This window comes from Dactylosporangium sp. NPDC000244, assembly GCF_040300725.1.
Taxonomy (GTDB): domain Bacteria; phylum Actinomycetota; class Actinomycetes; order Mycobacteriales; family Micromonosporaceae; genus Dactylosporangium.
Map to the genome: position 1 here is coordinate 519097 of NZ_JBEPEH010000001.1, position 6448 is coordinate 525544.

8 protein-coding genes are annotated in these 6448 nt (G+C 70.2%); 4 read left to right on the forward strand and 4 right to left on the reverse strand.

Annotation, left to right across the window (positions count from 1 at the left end; genetic code table 11):
- Positions 1-3: 3 nt before the first annotated feature.
- From ABT369_RS02490 to ABT369_RS02505, 4 genes are read right to left on the reverse strand one after another with little or no spacing between them, the layout of a single operon-like run.
- Positions 4-888, reverse strand: a complete 885-nt coding sequence (locus tag ABT369_RS02490; RefSeq protein WP_350609830.1) for an NAD(P)-dependent oxidoreductase — start codon at positions 886-888, stop codon at positions 4-6.
- Positions 885-2195 carry a M24 family metallopeptidase gene (locus tag ABT369_RS02495; protein WP_350609832.1) on the reverse strand — a complete coding sequence of 437 codons (1311 nt, stop codon included), beginning with the start codon at positions 2193-2195 and terminating at the stop codon, positions 885-887. Before ABT369_RS02495 ends, ABT369_RS02490 begins: the two co-directional genes overlap by 4 nt.
- Before the next feature lie 13 nt (positions 2196-2208).
- Entirely contained in the window at positions 2209-3213 is a 1005-nt protein-coding gene (locus tag ABT369_RS02500) for a transketolase family protein (protein WP_350609834.1), read from the reverse strand.
- Positions 3206-4027, reverse strand: coding sequence for a transketolase (locus ABT369_RS02505; protein WP_350609836.1), 822 nt, complete (start codon positions 4025-4027; stop codon positions 3206-3208). Before ABT369_RS02505 ends, ABT369_RS02500 begins: the two co-directional genes overlap by 8 nt.
- A 212-nt stretch (positions 4028-4239) precedes the next feature.
- Here ABT369_RS02505 and ABT369_RS02510 point away from each other — a divergent pair, with 212 nt between their 5' ends.
- The 4 genes from ABT369_RS02510 to ABT369_RS02525 all read left to right on the forward strand — a co-directional run bounded on the left by ABT369_RS02510 (position 4240) and on the right by ABT369_RS02525 (position 6189).
- A complete protein-coding gene (locus tag ABT369_RS02510; RefSeq protein ID WP_350609838.1) occupies positions 4240-4947 on the forward strand; it encodes a FadR/GntR family transcriptional regulator in 708 nt (235 codons plus the stop codon).
- Positions 4948-5229: 282 nt separating this feature from the next.
- The gene (locus ABT369_RS02515; RefSeq protein WP_350609884.1) at positions 5230-5448 is read left to right on the forward strand and encodes an FAD-dependent oxidoreductase; all 219 of its coding nucleotides are present in this window, start codon (positions 5230-5232) and stop codon (positions 5446-5448) included.
- A 31-nt stretch (positions 5449-5479) separates the two neighbouring features.
- On the forward strand, positions 5480-5869 hold the full coding sequence (locus ABT369_RS02520; protein ID WP_350609840.1) for an FAD-dependent oxidoreductase: 390 nt from the start codon (positions 5480-5482) through the stop codon (positions 5867-5869).
- Complete coding sequence (locus tag ABT369_RS02525; protein WP_350609886.1) at positions 5821-6189, forward strand: oxidoreductase dimerization domain-containing protein; 369 nt, start codon at positions 5821-5823, stop codon at positions 6187-6189. The genes ABT369_RS02520 and ABT369_RS02525 overlap by 49 nt, the downstream gene beginning before the upstream one ends.
- The last annotated feature ends 259 nt before the right edge of the window (positions 6190-6448 follow it).

Here is a 6448-nt window from a genome sequence, read left to right on the forward strand (position 1 = left end):
GGCTCACCTCGGGTCCCGCAGACCGGCGTTGGCCGCCTGCACCTCGTAGAGGGACAGGAAGTCGTCGTCGCGGTGGCCCCGCCCGATCGCGGCCTGGATGATCTGGTGCACCAGGCTCGCGACCGGCATCGGCACCTCCTCGGCGCGAGCGGCGCCGAGGCCGAGGTCAAAGTCCTTGCGCAGCAGCGCGGTCGTGAACGTCGGCTGCCAGTCCTGGCCGACCAGGTCGGGCGTGCGGTTGCGGACCCAGTCCGAGGCCAGCACGGTGCCGTTGAGGAACTCGAGGAACGCGGCCCGGTCGACGCCACCCTTCTCGGCCAGCGTCACCACCTCGACCAGCGACTCGACCATCATCCCCAGGTAGAGGTTGTGGCAGAGCTTCACCAACCGGCTCACCTCACCCGGGCCGGCGTAGACCGCGGTCCGGCCGATCGTGTCCAGCAACGCCCGCACGCCGTCGAAGCTCTCCCGGTCGCCCGAGGCCACCAGGCACGCGCCGCCCGCGGCGACCACGTGCGGGTTCCCGCTGACCGGTGCGGCCACGAACCGCACGCCGCGCTTGGCCGACTCGGCCCGGGCCGCTGCCGACGCCTCGGCCGAGACAGTTGAGCAGTCGACCACCGTGCCGGGCAGGTGCTCCCCGGCGAAGAGGCCGCGCAGCACCTCGCGCAGGTCGTCCGAGGTCGAGACCATGACGAACACGACATCGCACCCGCCCAGGTCGGCGACCTCGTCGGCGACCGTCGCCCCGCGCGGCACCAGCGCCTCGGCCTTGGCCCGCGTCCGGTTCCAGACCCGCACCGGGTGGCCGGCGTCCAGCAGGCGACCGGCCATCGCCGCGCCCATGCGCCCGGCTCCGATCCATCCGATCCCTGTAGTCCCTGTCATCGCTTCTCCTCCGCTCGCAGCAGGTCGGCGCCCGGCGTGTACCGGATGCCCGCCACGTACAACTGGTCGGCCGGGAATCGGGTGAGCAGCTGGCAACCGTCCGCGGTCACGACGACCTCCTCCTCGATGCGTGCGGCTGCGCTGCCGTCGGGCGTCGGCCAGTAGGTCTCGATCGCGAACACCATGCCCTCGTGCAGGGTCACCGGATGCTCGAAGGAGTGGTACCGGCTCATCAGCGGCCGCTCCCAGTTGGACAGGCCGAGCCCGTGGCAGTACTGCAGCCCGAACGCCTCCTCCTCCGTCGCGTACCCGAACTCCTGCGCGGCCGGGAAGTGCCGGACCACGTCGGCGGAGGTCGCCCCGGGACGGATCTCGGCGATGGCGTTGTCCATGAACTCCCGGGCCCGCCGGTACGCCTGCACCTGGGCCCGGTTGGCCCCGCCGACGTTGAACGTGCGGTAGTAGCAGGTCCGGTACCCGTTGAAGGAGTGGATGATGTCGAAGTACGCGGTGTCGCCCGGGCGGATCAGGCGGTCGGAGAACACGTGCGGGTGCGGGCTGCATCGCCCGCCGGAGATGGAGTTGACCGCCTCCACCTCCTCGGACCCGTGCTCGTAGAGGTAGCGGTTGACCAGCGCGACGCAGTCGTTCTCGCGGATGCCCGGTCGCAGGGTGCGGAACAGCTCCTCGTAGGCGCCGTCGACGAGGCCGGCCGAGTGGTCCAGCAGGGCGACCTCGTCGGCGGTCTTGATCGCGCGGACGTCCTGCATGAACGAGTGGCCGTCGACGATGGACAGCCCGGCACCCTCCAGCGCACGCAGTACCGGCAGCTCGACCACGTCCACCCCGATCGGCTCCCCGGCAAGGCCGTGCTCGCGCAGCACCCGGGCGATCCGGGCCGCGTTGCCGCGCTCGACGCCCACCTCCTCCGGGATCGAGCCGCGCCAGCTGGACAGGCCGGCCTGCCAGCTCTCCTTGCCGAACCAGGTCGCGAACTGCTGGTGGGTCCGCGCGGCCGAGCCGATGTCCCACAGGATCGGGTCCTGGCCGCGCATCACGAGCGCGCAGCGGAAGAGCTTGTCGCGCGCCCAGTTCCCGATGTGCGTGCCGGTCGTGTAGCGGATGTTGTTCATGTCGAACAGGACCAGCGCACCCAGGTCGGAGCGGGCGAGCGCGTCCTGCACCTTCGCGAAGCGCTCGGTGCGGAGCCGGTCGAAATTGACCCGCTCCTCCCAGTCGACACCCATGGTGGCGCCCAACGACGCAATCGGGCTGGTCTCGACCGGCGGGGCGTAGAAGTTGGTCACGGGGCCTCCTGCTTCAGACTGGCGAGTACTCGCCGACGGCGGCGGGACTGGTCGGGGCGACCGGCGCCGGGTCACTCGACCCGAGGGCCGCCCACGCCGCGTCGACGATCGACTGGGTGGTGAGGTCGTACGTCTGGAAAAGGTGATGGGCGGTCAGCGCGCCTTCGGCGAAGGTGTCGCGCAGGCCGACCCGGCGCAGCCGTGCGCCGCAGCCGGCCTCGGCGAGCGCCTCGGCGACGGCCGAGCCCAGGCCGCCGACGATCGTGTGGTTCTCCGCGGTCACGACCGCCCGTACCCCGGCCGCGGCGTCGACCACCGTCGCGGCATCCAGCGGCTTGACCACGGGCGCGTGTACGAGCCCGCAGTCGATCCCGGCGGCGGCGAGCACGTCCGTGGCGACGACGGCGGCGGGGAGCATCATGCCGTTGGCGACGATCAGCGCGTCGCCTCCCGCGCGCAGCCGCTGGGCGCGGTACATCGAGAACTGGTACTCCTCGTCGAAGATGACCGGGATCTCGCCGCGCTTGAGGCGCAGGTAGACGGGGCCGGGGTGATCGACGATGGCCGCCACGACCTGCCGGATCTCGACGGCGTCCGCGGCGTCGATCACGGTCAGGTTGGGCAGCGCGCGCATCAGCGCCACGTCCTCGATGGCCTGATGACTCGGACCGCCGGGACTGGAGACGCCCGGCATGAAGCCGACGATGCGCACCGGCAGGTTCGGGTACGCGACCGCGTTGACGATCTGGTCGAATGGGCGCCGGGTGGCGAACACGCCGAAGGTGTGCACGAACGGCACATGACCGGCCCGGGCCAGCGCCCCGGCGATGCCGATCATGTTGGCCTCGCTCATGCCGGCGTTCACGAAGCGCTCCGGCAGTTCGTCGCGGAACAGGTCGACCTCGCACTGGCGGGTGAGGTCGCCGGACAGGCAGACGATCCGATCGTCGGCGCGGGCGAGGTCCAGCAGCGCACGACCGTACGGCTTCAGGACGGTCGGGTACGGCGGTCTACGCAAGGCGGGCCTCCAATTCGGCGGCGGCCCGCTCGGCAAGCTCCGCCGGGAGCTTGACGAAGTGGCCGTCCGTGTTGTCCGGCAGGCAGTCCAGGCCGGTGGTCGTTGACGTCCGGGCGATCACGACCGCCGGGCGGTCGGCCTCGAGCGCCGCCTCGACCGCCGCGGCCAGCGCCCCGGTGTCGTGCCCGTCGACGTCCTGGGCGTGCCACCCGAACGCGCGCCATTTGTCGGCGACCGGCTCGATCGTGGTGATCTCCGCGACCGGCCCGTCCACCTGGGAGTTGTTCGCGTCGACGAGCGCGACGAGGCGGTCCAGCCGGTGGTGGCCGGCGAACATCGCCGCCTCCCACACCTGGCCCTCCTCCAGCTCACCGTCGCTGACGAGCACGACGGTCCGGGCGTCGGCGCGGCCGCGCAGGCGGTCGGACAGCGCGAAGCCGACCGCGGCCGACAGGCCCTGCCCCAGCGATCCGCAGGTCAGGTCGACCGAGGGCGACCGTTCGGTGCCGATCGCCTCCAGTCGCGAGCCGTCGTGACCGTAGGTCGCGAGCGCGGCCGGGTCGAGCAGGCCGGATTCGGCCGCGGCCGCGAACGCCCCGATCACGTAGTGGCCGGGCGAGATCACGATTCGGTCGGCGTCAGGGCGGTACACCCGGCGGTAGACGGTCGCGAGGATCTCGGCCGACGACAGCGCCTGCCCGAGATAGCCGAGCCCGTGCATCGCCACCATCCGCACGGCACGCAGGCGAATGCGGTCGGCGAGCTCGGCGAGCTCGCCGGATGACTCGACGGGTGACTCGGGTTTCAGGTCCATGTTAACCTCTACTGGCTAAGTGGCTATGCCGCTTTAGTACAGTCATGAAACGCACGCCGCGTCAAGCCCCGTCTTTCGGGCGATCCCGCGGCTTGCGTACGCTGTCTCAGATCTCGTGGAGCTGGAGGACTCGCATGGCGCCGGCGGAACGCCCAGCCACCGGAACCGGTTCACGCCCACGCAAGGTTGCGCAACTCGGCGCCGTGCGAACCGTGTCCACCAGCCGACTCGCCGACGACGTCGCCGAGCAGATCCGGCAGCTCATCATCACCAACGACATCACCGAGGGATCACGCCTGCCGTCCGAACGGCACCTCGCGGAGATGTTCGGCGCCAGCCGGCCGATCGTCAGCCAGGCCCTGCGCACGCTGTCACTCATGGGCCTCGTCGAGGTCAAACAGGGCTCCGGGGCCTACGTGATGCGCCGCCCGGAGTCGGGCATCGCCGCCTCCGTCAACCTGATGCTCGACCTCGACAAGCAATCCCTTTCACACCTGGTCGACCTGCGGCTCTGGCTGGAGACGCTGGGTGCGACCGAGGGCCTCCGGCAACCCGAGGCCGATCTCGCCGAGGCGCAGTCGGCGCTGCAGCGCCTCAAGGACAGCATGGCCCACGGCACGTCGGCATGGATCGCCGCCGATACCGTCTTCCACGCGGCGGTCGTGCGTACCTCTGGCAACCCGTTCCTGGCCTCGATCTACGAGGCCATCCACACCGCGGTCATCTCGTACGAATACGACGACTGGGTCAACCGGGACCGGGTGCCCGACTGGCTGCTACCGACCAACGCGGACGCCCAGATGGCCATCCACAAGCCCATCCTCGACGCGATGGCCGCCGGCGACGACACCGCCACACGCGCCGCGATCCGCCACCACCACGAGATCATGCTCCAGCACATCGAACGCAGTCGACGGTAAAGAGTTTCATCAACATCACGTCGCACACACGTCACAGAGCACGCCGGCTGACCCGACCCGAGCAGGTGACTACCCGGTCGGGTATGTGTGGGGGCTGGTCACGTTACGGCGGCGACGATGGCCGCCATGAAGCGCAGGACCCCCGCCGCGACCGAGCAGGTGAGGCGACTGCCGTATCGACCGCAACCGAGTATTCGTCAACCCTGATCCGGTCTACCTCCGGTCGGCCGGGTTTGTGCTCGACCCGACCGGGTACGTGGTCGTCTGCTCTGCGGCGACTTGGTGGTGCTCGGCGGCGGGCCGGGCGGCCTCACCGCCGCCACGACAGCTGCCGCGGGCGGGCACCGCGTCGCGATGACCGAGCAGCGACTGACCGGCGGCACCTGTGTCAACTTCGGCTGCACGCCGAGCAAGGCGCTGATCCGTTGCGCACGCGCGGTACACGAAGCGAACCGCGGGGCCGAGTTCGGGCTTTCGGCTCGACGGCCCACGCCAGACTGATTTCGGCTCGGTCATGGATCGGGTCCGCAGGATGCGTTCCCTGAGCAGCTCCGGCGATGCGGTCGAGGTGGCCGAGCAAGCGGGGGGGGTGGAGGTCGACCTCGGGCGTGCGCGCTTCACCGCGCCGAATGCCGTGGAGGTCGAGGGTCGGACGCTGCGATTTCGGAAGGCTGTGATCGCCACCGGATCGGAGCCCGTGGTGCCCCCCATCGAGGGGCTGCGGACCAGTACCTGTGCACCCGCAACCCCAACATCTATGCCGCCGGCGGTGCAACCTTCCCGCAGAAGTTCACGCACGCGGCCAATGCGACAGCGCGGCTCTGTATCGCGAACGCGCTGGATGCGGCGCATCGCCCGGCACGGGAACTCGTCATTCCCCACTGCACCTACACCGATCCCGAGGTGGCCGAGGTGGGCCTGACACCGCGCCGAGCCCGCAACGAAGGTGTCGCCATCGACACGTACCGGCTCGACCTGGCCAAGGTGGAGCGGGCATTCATCGACGGCGAGGAGCAGGGATTCGGGGTGATCTACACGCGCAGCGGCAGCGGCGAGATCGCAGGAGCGACGCTTGTGGCGGCGCACGCCGGTGAGATGATCAGCGAGCTTACGCTGGCAATCACGAACCGGATGCCCTTGGAGGCGCTGGCCGACACGGTTCACTGCTACCCGACACAGGCCGAGGTCTTCCAACGGATCGCCCTGCAGCACGCCGGACCCCAAAGGGTCGCTGTGGCCTAGGGTCAGAGCCACTCGTTGACGGTGGCGATGCGGACGGTAACTTCACCGCTCCGGGCTGCGAGGTCGTCGTGCTCCGCGCCCGGATGCGCGTCAAGTTGGCCGGCACCGCGCCGCCCGCCTGCTAGGTGGTCCAGGCCACGTTCCAGTCGCCGTACCCGTCCCACGTCGGCATCGTCGGGCCACCGGTGTTGGTGTAGGTGATCGGGTCGCCGACCTGGGCGAAGTCGAAGTACGACTTGGCGTTGGCCTCGGTCAGGTT

What these genes read in the sequence shown, in the direction of transcription:
- ABT369_RS02490 (WP_350609830.1), bottom strand. Translation starts at nt 888, where the DNA reads ATGACAGGGACTACAGGGATCGGATGGATCGGAGCCGGGCGCATGGGC.
- ABT369_RS02505 (WP_350609836.1), bottom strand. Translation starts at nt 4,027, where the DNA reads ATGGACCTGAAACCCGAGTCACCCGTCGAGTCATCCGGCGAGCTCGCC.
- ABT369_RS02520 (WP_350609840.1), top strand. Translation starts at nt 5,480, where the DNA reads ATGCGTTCCCTGAGCAGCTCCGGCGATGCGGTCGAGGTGGCCGAGCAA.